Source organism: Streptomyces sp. NPDC043870 (genome assembly GCF_056435785.1).
In genome coordinates, this window is record NZ_JBWKDT010000007.1 from 241,190 (window position 1) to 254,508 (window position 13,319).

The following is a 13,319-nucleotide window of genomic DNA, read 5'->3' on the forward strand; positions in this document are numbered from 1 at the left end:
ACGTCAGTTCACGCATCAGAGTCACACGTCGGAGTCACACGTCAGAAGTCGGTGGCCATGGCATCGCGGGCACTGCCCCGCCGTGCGGAGGAGGAACCGTCGTACGGCTCCTCCGCCTCGATCGCCCTGGCCGCGTCGAGCTTCGCGGGACGGTAGTACGCACTCCCCTGCCGCCAGTACCAGAGCATCGGCACCACGCCGACGGCCAGCCCGCCGAGGCCGATCGCGATCGAGGCCGTGCTCAGCTCGCCGAGCGACTCGAAGAAGATCCAGAACATGAAGCCGGCGCCGAGGAACGGCCACAGCCCGCCGAGCAGGAAGTTCTGTACGGACGTCAGCAGCATCTTGCGGTACGCGACGACCGCCGCGATCCCCGCCAGTCCGTAGTAGACCGCGATCTGCAGCGAGATCGCGCTGACCGCGTCGGAGAGGATGTCGCCGACCGTGCCGAGGGCGGTCGCCGCCACGAACAGCACGAGGGCGACCGCGCCGACCACGGCGATCGCCACCCACGGCGTGTTCCAGCGCCGGTGCACCGTGCCGAGCGCGGCCGGCATCGTACGGTCCCGGCCCATCGCGAAGAGCGAGCGCGTGACCTGGATGAGGGTGGTCTCCAGGGTGGCGACGGTCGACAGCATCACCGCGATGATCAGCAGCTTTCCGCCGACGCCGGGCCAGATCGCGTCGCCGAGCACGCCGAGGACGTTTCCGCTGCCCGCCTGGATCTGCTCGGAGGTGAGGAGGACGTTGACGGCGATCGTGAACGCCTCGAAGAGGAGGAAGACGACGCCGACGCCGACGAGGGCGGCGAGACCGGCGGTCCTGCGGCTGTTACGCGTCTCCTCGCTGAGATTGCTGGTGACGTCCCAGCCCCAGTAGTAGAACGCGGCGATCAGCGCGCCCGAGGCGAATCCGGACGCCCCGTCGAAGTGCGAGAAGCCCAGCCACGACCAGTCGAAGGCGACTGCGGAGCCCTTGTGCAGAAGGGCGGCGAGCAGGAAGAGCACGAGGACCAGCACCTCGACCCCGGACATCAGCAGCTGCGCCCGTACGGTCAGCCGCGCGCCGCCGAGGACCACCAGCAGCATCACCACGAACCAGCAGGCGCCGGCGGTCGTGGCGAGCACGGTGTTCGTGGCGAGATCCGCGTCGAAGAGGGCGAGGGTCATGGCCCCGGCCGGCAGGGAACCCGCCACCATGAAGATCGTCGCGGAGACGACCAGGGCCCAGCCGGAGAGGAAGCCCAGAAAGGGGTGGAGGGTGCGGCCCACCCAGGAGTAGCTCGCCCCGGCGTTGACGTCGATCCGGCCGAGGCGGCTGAAGGCCAGGACGATGCCGAGCATGGGTATCGCGCAGTACAGCAGCGCGGCGGGGCTGCCCAGGCCGACGGCGCCGACCAGGACGGCGGTGGTGGCGGCGAGCGAGTACGCGGGGGCGCTGCCGGCGACCGCCATCACGATCGTGTCGAACGTACCGAGGACGTTGGGCTGAAGCCCTCTGCCGGAGTTGCTGCTCATCGAATGTCCTTGTATGGCAGGGCATGTGGCGATGGTTCAGTGATCGTCGGCCGCGCTGAATGGATGACTCCGCAACGGCGGGACGGAGCGCATCGTAGTCGCCCCCCGTACCCTCGGTGGTATGACGGATGGCGAAGGGACCGTTGGGACGGCGGACGGGACCGTACGGGTCGACAGCTGGATCTGGTCCGTGCGGCTCACCAAGACCCGCTCGCAGGCGGCGTCGGCCTGCCGGGGCGGCCATGTCCGGGTGAACGGGGAGCGCGTCAAGCCGGCCCACGCGCTGAAGGCCGGCGACGAGGTGCGGCTGTTCCACGCGGGCCGGGAGCGGGTGGTGGTCGTCTCCCGCATCATCCGCAAGCGCGTCGGCGCGCCCGCGGCCGCCCAGTGCTACGTGGACAACAGCCCGCCGCCCCCGCCGCGCGAGTTCGCGGCGCCGATGGGTGTACGCGACCGCGGTACGGGCCGCCCGACGAAGCGCGAGCGGCGGGATCTGGACCGGCTGCACGGGCGGGGGGCCTAGACCCACCGGGGCCCGGGCCCCGGACTCCGGCCACCCTCGGCGGGTTTCGGTACGCTGCCGAGCCGGAACGGTACTCGAGCGCACGATTACCGCAGGTTCGTCTGTCCGGAGTCGGTCCTGTCGGGCCCGCGCTGGTTGTGACGTCGGGCTTACGGGGCGTCGGGAGAGGCGCATTCCACCAGGGGCACGAAGTCGAAAGGAACCGTTCCGAAATTCTCCATGATCACCGCCCAGCCGTTCGAGCCGCTGGAACCGCTGTAGAAGACAAGCCCTCTGGCACCGGCAGTTGTCACGTTGTGGCCGCCGCCGGTGGCGACGGTGTTCGCCGGGCACGTTGCGATGCTGACGCCGGAGGAGTCGGGATCCACAGTCACCGCCGGTCCTGAGACCTCGGTCACGGAGGTGACTCCCGGTTCACCCTGCGGGCCCTGCGTGCCTGAAGTGCCCTGTGTGCCTTGGGGTCCCTCTTCTCCGGTCTCTCCGGTGTCGCCTTGCACGCCTTGCGTGCCCTGCGGGCCTTGGGTGCCGGTGCCTTGGGTGCCTTGGGGGCCTTGCGGGCCGGATGCTCCGGCGGCGCCGGCCGGCCCTTGTGGGCCGCTGGACCCGGTGTCGCCCTGCGCGCCCTGTGGGCCTTGGGCGCCCTCCGGGCCGCCGAGCTCTCCCGGCTCGCCCTGCGGGCCCTGGACACCCTGGGGGCCCTGCGTGCCGATGCCCTGCGCGCCCTGCGGGCCCTGGGTGCCGATGCCCTCCGGGCCCTGCGGGCCCTGGGTGCCGATGCCCTCCGGGCCTTGCGGACCCTGCGGACCGTCGGCACCCGTGGCTCCCTGCGGGCCCTGCGGCCCCTGGGGCCCTCGGCAACGGTCGCGGTCGCGGTCGTGTCGGCCACAGTCGCCGCGGTCGGCCGCGACACCCGGGGACTCCGGCGCAGCCCGAGTGGTGCCGGCGGGTGTCGTCCGGGCCGCATCGGCGAGGGCTGTCGCAGTGGGGAGGACGTTGAGTGCAACAGCAAGTGTGCCTGCCGACACCATGGTGGTCGCTTTCAGACGGGACCTGCGCATCGATGGTGATTCCACCGGAGAAACCCTTCTGTCCGAGTGTGAATTGGCCACGCTCATCCGGCGCCCGAGCATTACCGCGCTCGCCACCCCACCGTCGAACAAACGACACCACTCTCTATCAGTTCGAATGATCACTTGACCGCTCATGACTCCCTAACACGGAGATCACCCAGGTGGCTGTTGGCGGCCTGATTCGGGGATTCCAGCGGCATTGGGCAGCTGTTCGTCGTGAATTCCCGTCGGCGGTTCTCGGCCGCGGGCGGCCCCAGTGGGGGTCAGCTGCGGGGCGACGCGATCGCGCGGGCCGCCGTGACTTCGTGGCGCAGCGGGGCGAGGACGCTCTGCTCGTCGCCCTTCAGGTCCGCGCGGACCTCGACGAGTTCTTCGCTGGAGCGGATGCCGTCCGCGAGCCCGTGCAGCTGGCCCACCACCGCGGCGACCTCGTCCGGCGCGGGCGGCGCCGCGCCGTGGTCGACGCGGACCCGGGCCGCGGTCGTCGCGTCCGCGATCCGCTCGACGGCGACGACGAGCGGCCACCACGCGGCGGCCCGCGTGCCCGTCGGCGGCGGCTCGGTGAGGGCCCGCTGGAACTCCGAACGCACGGTCGACAAGTCCCGGTACAGCCGGCGCCGGGACCGTACCCGCTCGCCCTGGTCGGCGTCCGCGCCGAAGGCCAGCTCCACATAGTGCGCCGCGTGCGCGACGGAGTCAGCGAGCCGGTCCCCGATCCTGCTTCGCCAGCTCTCCGGCCACAGCAGATAGCCCGCGATCAGCGCGATCGCGCAGCCGATCAGGCTGTCGACCAGGCGCGGTCTGATCAGCCCGATGCCCTGGCGGTTGAGGAGGTCGGACAGGAGCAGGATGACGGGAGTGATCGCCGCCGTCTGGAACGCGTACCCCTTCACCGAGAACGCCGGGATCAGCGCCGCCAGCACCACCATCACCGGCACGTACCACCACCCGCGCGGCACCTCCGCCAGCACCGCCATCGCGACCACCAGCCCCGCCGCCGTGCCCAGCGCACGCAGTACGGCCCGCGAGAAGACGGAGCCGAAGTCGGGCTTGAGGACGAAGGTGACGGTGAGCGCGACCCAGTACGAACGGTCCACGACGAACAGCGAGACCAGCGCCTGCGCGATGCCGATGCAGAGCGCGAGCCGCAGCCCGTACCGCCAGGACGCCTCGGAGAGCAGCACATCGCGGGCCGTGCGGCGGGTCCGGATGCGCAGGGCGGCGGGGCGGCCGAGGCGGTCGTCCACGTTGTAGGGATCGGCGTCGGCCTTGTGGACGACCGTCGCCGCATGCCGCAGGGCGTGGTCGACGGCCAGCCCGGCGGGGGTGTCCGGGTGCGGCAGTTCGAGCTCGGGCGTGCCCGTGCGGCCCTCCTCGACGGCGTCCGCGAGTGCCCGCACCGCCTCCGGGATCGCGTCGGGCAGCGGGCGGCCCTGCTGATGGGCGGCGGGGGCGGCCTCGACGAGCGGAATGACGACGTTGAGCTGGGCGAGTAGCCGTACGAGGGACGGATTGCGGCCGTGGTCGTGGGCACGGCGGGCCAGGACCAGGTCGTAGGAGGTGTTCAGGGACTGGGTGACGGCCTGCCGGCGCTCGTCGTACGCGTCGCTGCCCGCCGCCGCGAGGAGACCGGCGACCGCACGGTACGTGCCGGCCACCGCCGACCGCTCGGGCACGCCGCCGCGCAGCGGCCAGCCGAGCAGCGACAGGACGAGGACGAAGACGCCGCCGAGGCCGAGCAGGAGCGGGGCCTTCCACCAGGGGCTGGGCATCGGCAGCCCGGCCCCGACCACCGCGTTGAGCAGGAGCAGCAGGCCGGACACGGAGGCGACCGCGCCGATCGACGAGATCATCCCGGAGACGAGTGCGACGAAGGTGAGAACACCGACCGCGACCCAGCCCTCGCCGTACACGAGCGTGCCGAGCGTGACGCCGACGGCGCCGAAGACCTGCGGGACGGCGATGTTGAAGATCCGCATCCGGTAGGCGTCGGCGGTGTCGCTGATGACGCCGGACAGGGCACCCATCGACACCAGCGCCCCGTACACCGGCTGGTCCACGGCGAAGCCGACGGCGAGCGGGGCGGCGAGGGCGATGGAGGCGCGGACGACCGCGGCCCAGGGGATGGGCGCGGGCTGCGGACGCAGCCCCGCCACCAGCCAGGCCGGTGGTGCCAGCCGTATACGGTCCGCCATGGTCACCCACTGTGCAGTGCGAGTTCGACGATCAGGGCACGGTGGTCGGTGCCGGAGAAGTCGAGGAACCGAGCATCACGTACCTCGAAATCATCGCTCACCAGCACATGGTCGATCTGGGCGCCCAGCGGTCGGGGCATGGTGGCGGGCCAGGACGGGGTCCGGAACGCCCCGCCGAGCCGGGCGCTGTCGTACAGACCGCCGGCATCGAGGACGTGGCGGAAGGCAGCGTGGTCCTGGGAGGCGTTGAAGTCCCCTGCGAGGATCGTGGGTGCTCCCTCTCCATCGGCTGCCCACGCCCGCACCCGGCCGAGCTCCTCGCGCCAGGGCCCCAGCCCGCCGGGGACGGGCGGCAGCGGGTGGGCGAGCTGCACCCGGACCTTCCGGCCGCCGATCAGCGCCTCGGCGCCGGGCATCGCCAGCTCGCTCGGGATCCCGGCGGTTGCTTCGAGCGGGTGTACGGAGAGGATCGCGGAGCCGGACGCGAAGTCGCCCGCTACGACCTGCCGGTACGGGTAGTCGGCCCGCGGGATCCCGGCCGCGAGGGCGTCGCTGCACGTCCGGTCGCACTCCTGGACGAAGACCAGGTCCGGTTTCTCGCGCCGGACCGCCGCGATCAGGTCGGGCGTGGCCTGCCCGAACTCCACGTTGGCGGTGAGCACTTCGAGCCGGGCGACGGCCGGTCCACGCGGCGGTTCCGGCTCGGGCCCGTACGGCCGTACGTACCAGCCGGTCACGGCGAGGAGGACCAGGGCCCAGACGAGGAGGACCCGGCGCCGGGCGGCAGCGGCGAGCAGGAGCCCCAGCCCGGCGGGCACGAGCAGCCACGGCAGGAACGCGAGCAACTGCGGCACGGGCGTGTACCCGTCCACGCCCGCGACCCGGCAGCCGACGACGACGGACACTCCGCCGAGCACCACACCCGCGATCCACGCGGCCCCGATCCGCCAGGGCGAGCGCCGCGGCAGCCCGGGGGGCGGCGGGACGACGGCGCCGGGCGTGAAGGCGGCGCCGGGGAGGGGAGGGCGGTCGGGCTCCATAACCGGGAAACGGCCGGGGAACGGAAAGAGTTCGGCGGTCCCCTTCGGCGAAGGAACGGTGGGGCTCCGACTCGTACGCGCCCCCGCCCGGGCCGTCAGGACCGGCAGGTGGCGCCGTCACGCGCCCGGCGTCAGCCCTTCTCGCCCAGCGCGGTGTGCAGCGGGTCCAACGGCCCCTGGCTCACGAGCTCTTCCGGCTCAGTGCCGCAGTGCCTGGGCGACTTCCGCCGTCGGTGTCCCGGACAGGTCGCGGTTGCTGTACGCCGTGGCCGACTTCGCACCGCCCACCGGCACCTCGTCGATCGAGACGACGGTGGCGTCGAGGACGTTGCCGTCGGCGTCCTTCCAGTTGACCAGGACCGTGTAGTCCGAGGTCTTGCTGGAGGTGTTGGTCACGGTGATCTCCGTGGTGACGCGGTTGCCGTCGTTCTTCGTGGAAGCCACCTTCACATCGCCCTTGGCGTCGAGACCGCCCTTGATCTCCGCCATCCGGGATGCCGCCGCGGACGCCGCGGCCGACGCGGACGCGACGACCTCGCCCACCTTTTCGGTGGCCGACGCGACGGCCTCGCTGGCCTTGGAGGCGACCGACTCGGGCGTCTCGCCGGTGTCCGCACAGCCGGTCGCCCCCGCCGCGACCACCACGGCGGTGACGGCGGCCAGGACGGCGTTCCGTAGACGGGGGTTCCGTATGTCATGGCCCGTTCTCATAAGGACCAGCCTGCGCCACCACCCGGCGTTCGGCCACTCGGCCGAACGCCGGGTGGCGCGTGCCCCGGGTCCGGTTTCGCGCAGGTCGGACTCGTGCCGGGACTCGTGCGGGTCAGAGCCGGGTCAGTGCCCGGTCAGTCCCGGGCGCCCGCCGGAGCGAGTTCGCGCAGCGCCGCGATCAGCAGCTCGACGCCGAACGAGAACTCCGCCTCGTGGTCGTTCACGGCGAGGATCGGTGCGACCTTCGCCACCGCCGGGAAGCCGGAGCCGGCGAAGTACGCGGTACGGGCGGCTTCCCTCGCTGCCGTACCGCTGTTGCTGTTGCTGTTGCTGTTGCTGTTGCTGTTGCCGTTGCTGTTGCCGTCGCTGTTGCCGTTGCTGTTGTTGTCGGTCAGTGCCCCCGAGCCGTGAACGGCTTGTAGCAGCGAGCCGACCTGGAAGGAGATGAACAGCCGTAGCGAGTGGACCGCGGTCTCCTCGTCGAAGCCGTGGTCGAGCATCATCGCGAGCATCGTGTCGACCGGCGCGAGCGCCGTCGGCGTGGACAGCTGGCGCATGAGGACCAGTTCGCACGCGTGCGGGTGGCGCAGCGACGCCTGTCGGAAGGCGTACGCGATCGAGCGGATGCCGTCCTCCCAGCCGCCCGTCATCCGGCGCGGCATGTTCATCTCCGTGGTGATGAAGTCGGTGACCCCGTCGAGAATGTCGTCCTTGCTCCGCACGTGGTTGTAGAGGGACATCGCCTGGACCCCGAGGCGGGCCGCGATACGCCGCATGGAAAGTCCGTCGACACCGGCCTCGTCGATGATCACCAGTGCCGCCCCGACGATCCGGTCCCGTGTCAATGGCTCGCGGGGGCCGGGGAGTTCACGTCGCGATCGCTGGGCCATGAGTGACGGCTCCTCATTCGGGTGGCTACGTGCGGTAACGCTTGACGACTTACAGCGTAAGTGCTTCTCTCCTGTCTCGTACTTACGGTGTAAGTGGCGCAACTGCTGTGGAGACAGGGTGATATGACGGACGGAGCGATCTCACACGACGAGACCGTCCGCACGGCCGCCTTCCTGGACCGGAGCCACGAGCAACTGGTCCGCCCGCACATCCACTCAGCACGGCCACCATCCTCTCCCAGCCCGGCCGCCTCGCGCCGGGTATCCCCCTGTGAGCAGGAGGCGCAGATGTCTGTGCGTACCATCCCCACTCCCCAGCGACGCTCCGCCACCACCATCCACCACCTGGACTGCGCCCCCATGCGCCCCCTCGTCGGCGCCCCGCTCGTCGCGCACTGCCTCCTCATCGTGACCGGCAGCGGGCTCGTCCTGGTCGACACCGGGCTGGGCGCCGCGGACGTCTCCGATCCGCGGCGGCTCGGCGCGATGTTCCGGCACACCATGCGGCCGATGCTCGATCTGTCGCGTACGGCGGTGCACCAGATCCGGGCGCTGGGGTACGACCCCTACGACGTACGGGACATCGTTCTCACCCACCTCGACATGGACCACGCGGGCGGCCTCGCCGACTTCCCGCACGCGCGCGTGCACGTGATGGCCGACGAGTACCGCGCGGCGATGCGCCGGGACACCCGCCTCGAAATGAGCCGCTATCTGCCCGCCCAATGGGCGCACGGCGCCGACTGGTTCGTCCATGACACCGCGGACTCGGACTGGCTGGGCTTCCCCGCGTCGCGGGTGCTGCGCTCCCCCGACATCCTCCTCGTACCGCTGCCGGGCCACACCCGCGGCCACAGCGCGGTCGCCGTGCAGCAGCCGGACCGCTGGCTGCTGCACGCGGGCGACGCGTACTTCTTCCACGGCGAGATCGACCTCCGCCGCCCGCGCTGCCCGCGCCCGCTCGCGCTCCACCAGCGCCTGGTCGCGGACGACCACGAGCAGCGGCTGGACCAGCTGGAACGTCTGACGGCGCTGCGCCGGGCCCATCCGCGGCTCGTCCGGGTCTTCTCGTCGCACGACGCGCAGGAGTTCGACCTGCTGGCGAACGGGGACTAGTGTCCCGAGTCAGAAGTCCTTCGGTGGTTCTTCCAGATCCCGGCTGGCGGTCGGCCCGCGGTGGACCGCAGCCTGCGTCCCGCGAAGGCGATGCCTGAAGCATCCCGCGCCCGGGCGAGAACTACCTAAGAATCTCCGACTCGGGACACTAGGGCCTGTCCGGTGGATCAGGCGGCGTGCCGGGAAGCCGAACGGTGACGAGGAGACCGCCGGCGGGGCGGGGGACGAGGTCGAGGGTCCCGTCGTGGGCGCGGACGATGCCGTGCACGATGGCAAGGCCGAGGCCGACCCCGGCGTGCTGGTCGGTGCGTACGCGTTCCGTTCCGCGCTGGAAGGGTTCGGTGAGGGTCGGCACCAGTTCCGGTGGGAGCGGATGACCCGTGTTCTCGACCCGCACCACGCTCGCGTCGCCCTGCGCTTCGGTGTGGACCGTCACGGTGCCGCCGGCGGGGAGGTTGTGGACGATGGCGTTCTGGACGAGGTTCGTCACCATCCGCAGCAGGAGCTCCGCGGAGCCGCTGGTCCGTGTCGCTCCGCCGGTGACGTCGAGCGTGATCCCGCGCTGTTCGGCGAGGGGGAGCAGGGTTTCGGCGGCCTCTTCGGCGACGAGGGAGAGGTCGACGCTCTCGCGGGTGAAGTTCCCGCGGTCGCTGCGGCTGAGCAGCAGGAGGGCCTCGGTGAGGTCGATCGCGCGCGTATTGACAGCCTGCAGGCGTTCGATGAGTTCGCCCCGGTCCCGTGTGGGGTCCCTGCGGGCGACGTCGAGCAGCGTCTGCGAGATGGCCAGCGGGGTGCGCAGTTCGTGGGAGGCGTTCGCGGCGAACCTCTGCTGCTCGGCGACGTGCGACTCGAGTTGTTCGAGCATGTTGTCGAATGTGTCGGCGAGTTCACGGAATTCGTCCCGGCGGCCTTCCATGCGGATCCGGTGGGACAGCGATCCGTTTCCGGCTGTCCGTGCCGCGGCCGTGATCTGTGTGAGCGGTGCGAGCATCCGGCCGGCGAGGATCCACCCCCCGACGAGGCCGAACACGAGCAGGAAGGCCATCGCCACGGCCGCGGCGGGGGCGAAGGTGCGCACCAGGAGGTAGCGGTTGGGCGAGATCCCGAGAAGGCCCTGGGGGTTGTCGGGTACGTAGCGCAGCAGGAACACCCACACCACGGCCAGCAGGAGAGCGCCGGCGACGGCGAGGAACCCGGCGTAGCTGAGGGTGAGTTTCAGCCGGACGCTGAGCCCTGGGCGTCTATGCATGCGTACTGCCGGGGCGGGTGGTGCCGGGGCCGGTGCCGATGCGGTAGCCGACACCCGGCACCGTGGCGATGATCCATGGTTCGCCGAGCCGTTTGCGCAGTGCGGAGACAGTGATGCGGACGGCGTTGGTGAGGGGGTCGGCGTTCTCGTCCCAGGCCCGTTCCAGCAGCTCTTCGGCGCTGACGACCCCGCCCTCGGCGGCGACGAGGACTTCCAGCACGGCGAACTGTTTGCGGGTGAGCGCGACGTAGTGTCCGTCGCGGAAGACCTCCCGGCGGAAGGGGTCGAGGCGCAGCCCCGCGATCTCGCGGACCGGGGGCCGGGCGTACGCGCGCCTGCGGTCGAGCGCCCGCAGCCGCATGACGAGCTCCCGCAGCTCGAACGGCTTGGTGAGGTAGTCGTCGGCACCGAGCTCGAACCCCGACGCCTTGTCGTCGATCCGGTCGGCGGCGGTGAGCATGAGGATCGGGATGCCGCTGCCGGAGGCGACGATGCGCCGGGCGACCTCGTCGCCGGAGGGGCCGGGGATGTCGCGGTCGAGGACCGCGAGGTCGTAGGAGTTGACGCTGAGCAGTTCCAGGGCGGAGTCGCCGTCGCCGGCGATGTCGGCGGCGATCGCTTCCAGCCGGAGACCGTCACGGACGGCTTCGGCCAGGTAGGGCTCGTCCTCCACGATCAGTACGCGCATGCCCGAAGCCTAAGCAACACACATATCGCCGACGTATGCAAAGGCGTGTGCACACCGGACACGCGACTCAGCCTGCCGGTGCCGGTGCCGGTGACGGTGACGGTGACGGTGCCGGCGCGGGGCGAGGCTGGTCCGACGGCGCTTCCGCCGCAGTGCGCCACCAGCGGCGCGACGCCAGCGCGGCCAGCACGGCGCCGGCGGCGTTGACCAGCACGTCGTCCACGGAGGACACCCGGTCCAGCCGCAGGACGTACTGTGCGGTTTCGACCAGGACCGAGCAGCCCGCCCCGAGCGCCAGGATCCGCGGCACGGACGCCAGCGCCGCGAACCGCATCGGGGCGAAGAACCCGAGCGCCGCGAAGACCAGCAGGTTGCCGACGATCCCGAGCGGCCCCATCGTGACCAGGTCCCGCAGCGGTACCAGGCTCACCCGGCCGGGGACGAGGCCCGCCCCGGCGCCCGGCATCAGGATCAGCCACAGGAACGGCGCCGTCCCGTGGACCATCCCCACCTCGGCCAGCGACAGCCGCCACGCCGATACGACGCCGGCGGCACGCCGACGGCGAGCCAGAGCCCACACCACCAGCGCGGCCAGCGGCAGCGCGACCAGCGTCATGAGCACCACGCCGTTGAACGTGTCGAAGCAGCCGTGCCACCGCCCGGCCATGCACATCGGGGCGGACATCACGAGCGGCCGCCGCACGACGAACAGGGCGCTCGCCACGCCGAGGATCGCCAGGCCGAGGAGCACGATCCTGCGCGTGCGGCAGCGCGGTGCTGACAGGGATGCGTTCTGGTCCATGTCCCCATTGGAGACGGAGGGCCGTTGCGGTGGCGTATGCGATTTTCGATACGCCCGCGATACACGGAATCCCCGGCATCAAGGAATCTGTCGTCCGGATCTTGCCGGGCTCGCCTGATCCGAACGACAGGCCCTGGCCGCGGTCAGACCACGGGTCGGGACTCGGCGGTCACCAGCGCCCAGATGATGAACACCGAAATGGCCATCGAGAAGATCGCCCACACCGGCTGGAAGGGCAGGAAGAGGAACTGGACGACGATGTTCAGCGAAGCCAGGAAGACACCTGCGTACCGGGACCACTGCATGTTCTTGAGGATCCCCAGGCCGGTGACGGCGACGATGATGCCGAGGATCAGATGGACCCAGCCCCAGGCGGTGAGGTCCCAGGCGAAGACGTAGCCCCCGATCCGCGTGTAGACCTCGTCCTCGGCGATACCGGCGATTCCCTCGAAGATGCTGATCACGCCGGTGACCACCATCAGGACGCCGGCGAAGAGCACGCCGCCCGCCGCCCAGTCGCCGTCGCCGGTTCCGCTGCCGCGGGGTGTGGTCGGTGCTGTCGGTGCTGTGTTCTGACTCATGGCACCAGCATGGTTTGAATGGTGTAAATGGGATACTTCAATTGAGTCGTTCGAGGTATGCCCGCAGCGCCGCGTCGAATGCGTCCGGCCGCTCCAGATTCGGCATGTGGGCCGCGCCCTCGATGACGCACAGCGTCGAGTCCGGGATGGCCGCGTGCATCGCCTCGGCATCCGCGACCGGGGTGTACGCGTCGTCGCGGCCCACGACCACCAGCGCCGGGACCGTCACCTCGGTGAGCAGCTCGCGGTAGTCGGGGCGCTCGGCCCTGCCGCGCAGCGCGGCCGCCGCGCCCTCCGGCGGGGCGCCGAGCATCATGCGGTGGACCGTCGCGGAGGCCTCGGTGTTGTACGGGGCGACCATCTTGTCCCGTACCTCGTCCGCGTACCCGCGCATCCCCTCGGCGAGCAGCCGGTCCGCCATGGCGTTGCGCTGTGCCTTGCCCTCAGCGGTCTCGGCGGCCGGGAAGGTGTCGGCGAGCACGAGCCCGGTGATGCGTTCCGGGAAGAGGCGGTAGCACTCCATCGCGATCTGTCCGCCCATGGAGAGGCCGCCGAGGACGAAGCGGTGGACGCCGAGGTGGTTGAGGAGGGCGGCCAGGTCGGCGGCGAAGTCGGAGAGCAGCGTGACGCCCGGGACCACGGACGAGGCGCCGTAGCCGCGCAGATCGGGGGCGATGACCCGGTGCGTGGCGGAGAAGGCCGCGAGCTGCGGGGCCCACATCGTGCGGTCGAACGGGTGGCCGTGGAGGAGGACCAGGACGGGGCCGGTTGCCTTGGCCTTGTTGCCGGTGTTCCTGTCGCCGGTGTCCTCGTGGCCGGTGTTTCCGTAGCCGGTGTCCTCGTGGCCGGTGTCCTCGTAGCCGGTCGTCAGGACCCGGCCTGCGGTGTCGATGCGTGTGGAGGGCATGTTCTTGAGGCTAGGTGTGCCAACTCCTCG

The 13,319-nt window shown here is 71.1% G+C and carries 13 protein-coding genes; 2 read left to right on the forward strand and 11 right to left on the reverse strand.

Annotation, left to right across the window (positions count from 1 at the left end; translation table 11 throughout):
- Positions 1-41: 41 nt before the first annotated feature.
- On the reverse strand, positions 42-1,517 hold the full coding sequence (locus AC0699_RS12530; protein WP_478659019.1) for an APC family permease: 1,476 nt from the start codon (positions 1,515-1,517) through the stop codon (positions 42-44).
- A 121-nt stretch (positions 1,518-1,638) separates the two neighbouring features.
- Here AC0699_RS12530 and AC0699_RS12535 point away from each other — a divergent pair, with 121 nt between their 5' ends.
- On the forward strand, positions 1,639-2,040 hold the full coding sequence (locus AC0699_RS12535) for an RNA-binding S4 domain-containing protein (protein ID WP_478659022.1): 402 nt from the start codon (positions 1,639-1,641) through the stop codon (positions 2,038-2,040).
- Positions 2,041-2,189: 149 nt separating this feature from the next.
- Here the strand turns inward: AC0699_RS12535 and AC0699_RS12540 are convergent, their stop codons facing one another.
- From AC0699_RS12540 to AC0699_RS12560, 5 genes are all read right to left on the reverse strand, one after another.
- Entirely contained in the window at positions 2,190-2,438 is a 249-nt protein-coding gene (locus AC0699_RS12540; protein WP_478659025.1) for a hypothetical protein, read from the reverse strand.
- A gap of 935 nt (positions 2,439-3,373) precedes the next feature.
- Complete coding sequence (locus AC0699_RS12545) at positions 3,374-5,305, reverse strand: FUSC family protein (protein ID WP_478659027.1); 1,932 nt, start codon at positions 5,303-5,305, stop codon at positions 3,374-3,376.
- A gap of 2 nt (positions 5,306-5,307) precedes the next feature.
- On the reverse strand, positions 5,308-6,345 hold the full coding sequence (locus tag AC0699_RS12550) for an endonuclease/exonuclease/phosphatase family protein (protein WP_478659030.1): 1,038 nt from the start codon (positions 6,343-6,345) through the stop codon (positions 5,308-5,310).
- Between the two features lie 198 nt (positions 6,346-6,543).
- Positions 6,544-7,056, reverse strand: coding sequence for an FxLYD domain-containing protein (locus AC0699_RS12555; protein ID WP_478659032.1), 513 nt, complete (start codon positions 7,054-7,056; stop codon positions 6,544-6,546).
- 134 nt (positions 7,057-7,190) lie between these two features.
- Entirely contained in the window at positions 7,191-7,946 is a 756-nt protein-coding gene (locus tag AC0699_RS12560; protein WP_478659034.1) for a TetR/AcrR family transcriptional regulator C-terminal domain-containing protein, read from the reverse strand.
- Positions 7,947-8,234: 288 nt separating this feature from the next.
- Between AC0699_RS12560 and AC0699_RS12565 the strand changes: the two genes are divergently transcribed.
- Positions 8,235-9,062 carry an MBL fold metallo-hydrolase gene (locus AC0699_RS12565; protein ID WP_478659037.1) on the forward strand — a complete coding sequence of 276 codons (828 nt, stop codon included), beginning with the start codon at positions 8,235-8,237 and terminating at the stop codon, positions 9,060-9,062.
- 148 nt (positions 9,063-9,210) lie between these two features.
- Here the strand turns inward: AC0699_RS12565 and AC0699_RS12570 are convergent, their stop codons facing one another.
- From AC0699_RS12570 to AC0699_RS12590, 5 genes are all read right to left on the reverse strand, one after another.
- Complete coding sequence (locus AC0699_RS12570) at positions 9,211-10,311, reverse strand: sensor histidine kinase (protein WP_478659039.1); 1,101 nt, start codon at positions 10,309-10,311, stop codon at positions 9,211-9,213.
- Entirely contained in the window at positions 10,304-10,999 is a 696-nt protein-coding gene (locus AC0699_RS12575) for a response regulator transcription factor (protein WP_478659042.1), read from the reverse strand. The genes AC0699_RS12570 and AC0699_RS12575 overlap by 8 nt, the downstream gene beginning before the upstream one ends.
- A 67-nt stretch (positions 11,000-11,066) precedes the next feature.
- Positions 11,067-11,801: a VanZ family protein gene (locus tag AC0699_RS12580; RefSeq protein ID WP_478659045.1), complete on the reverse strand. Its 735-nt coding sequence runs from the start codon at positions 11,799-11,801 to the stop codon at positions 11,067-11,069.
- A gap of 143 nt (positions 11,802-11,944) precedes the next feature.
- On the reverse strand, positions 11,945-12,382 hold the full coding sequence (locus AC0699_RS12585) for a DUF7144 family membrane protein (RefSeq protein ID WP_478659047.1): 438 nt from the start codon (positions 12,380-12,382) through the stop codon (positions 11,945-11,947).
- Between the two features lie 37 nt (positions 12,383-12,419).
- On the reverse strand, positions 12,420-13,289 hold the full coding sequence (locus AC0699_RS12590; RefSeq protein WP_478659050.1) for an alpha/beta fold hydrolase: 870 nt from the start codon (positions 13,287-13,289) through the stop codon (positions 12,420-12,422).
- Positions 13,290-13,319 lie beyond the last annotated feature (30 nt).

What these genes read in the sequence shown, in the direction of transcription:
- AC0699_RS12530 (WP_478659019.1), bottom strand. Translation starts at nt 1,517, where the DNA reads ATGAGCAGCAACTCCGGCAGAGGGCTTCAGCCCAACGTCCTCGGTACG.
- AC0699_RS12535 (WP_478659022.1), top strand. Translation starts at nt 1,639, where the DNA reads ATGACGGATGGCGAAGGGACCGTTGGGACGGCGGACGGGACCGTACGG.
- AC0699_RS12545 (WP_478659027.1), bottom strand. Translation starts at nt 5,305, where the DNA reads ATGGCGGACCGTATACGGCTGGCACCACCGGCCTGGCTGGTGGCGGGG.
- AC0699_RS12550 (WP_478659030.1), bottom strand. Translation starts at nt 6,345, where the DNA reads ATGGAGCCCGACCGCCCTCCCCTCCCCGGCGCCGCCTTCACGCCCGGC.
- AC0699_RS12555 (WP_478659032.1), bottom strand. Translation starts at nt 7,056, where the DNA reads ATGAGAACGGGCCATGACATACGGAACCCCCGTCTACGGAACGCCGTC.
- AC0699_RS12560 (WP_478659034.1), bottom strand. Translation starts at nt 7,946, where the DNA reads ATGGCCCAGCGATCGCGACGTGAACTCCCCGGCCCCCGCGAGCCATTG.
- AC0699_RS12565 (WP_478659037.1), top strand. Translation starts at nt 8,235, where the DNA reads ATGTCTGTGCGTACCATCCCCACTCCCCAGCGACGCTCCGCCACCACC.
- AC0699_RS12570 (WP_478659039.1), bottom strand. Translation starts at nt 10,311, where the DNA reads ATGCATAGACGCCCAGGGCTCAGCGTCCGGCTGAAACTCACCCTCAGC.
- AC0699_RS12575 (WP_478659042.1), bottom strand. Translation starts at nt 10,999, where the DNA reads ATGCGCGTACTGATCGTGGAGGACGAGCCCTACCTGGCCGAAGCCGTC.
- AC0699_RS12580 (WP_478659045.1), bottom strand. Translation starts at nt 11,801, where the DNA reads ATGGACCAGAACGCATCCCTGTCAGCACCGCGCTGCCGCACGCGCAGG.
- AC0699_RS12585 (WP_478659047.1), bottom strand. Translation starts at nt 12,382, where the DNA reads ATGAGTCAGAACACAGCACCGACAGCACCGACCACACCCCGCGGCAGC.
- AC0699_RS12590 (WP_478659050.1), bottom strand. Translation starts at nt 13,289, where the DNA reads ATGCCCTCCACACGCATCGACACCGCAGGCCGGGTCCTGACGACCGGC.